The sequence below is a fragment of the Marinobacter halodurans genome (assembly GCF_004327985.1).
Lineage (GTDB): Bacteria > Pseudomonadota > Gammaproteobacteria > Pseudomonadales > Oleiphilaceae > Marinobacter_A > Marinobacter_A halodurans.
Map to the genome: position 1 here is coordinate 1 of NZ_SJDL01000241.1, position 250 is coordinate 250.

Genomic DNA, 250 nt, shown 5'->3' on the forward strand with positions numbered 1-250 from the left:
CGCCCAGATCGTCCACCGACAGTCCCAGCGGGTAGTTGGTGCGCTCCTCGCCGCCGAGAAACTCCAAGCCAACGGCACTGGCCGACGCATCATCCCCCACCGCGCTATGGCGGTAGTTCAACAGCGCACTGAACAGCGGCAGCGGCGCCTCGACCCCGCTGCAGCGCTGCGCCAGCGCCAGCGAGGCATGCTCGTGCGCCAACAGACCCGCCAGGCGACGCTGCGCCTGACCCACCGCCTCGGCCACCGA

General features: G+C 70.4%; 1 pseudogene. It reads right to left on the bottom strand.

Annotated features, from left to right (window positions below):
• Window positions 1-250, bottom strand: a pseudogene (locus tag EZI54_RS24230) (hypothetical protein); the annotation flags it as partial.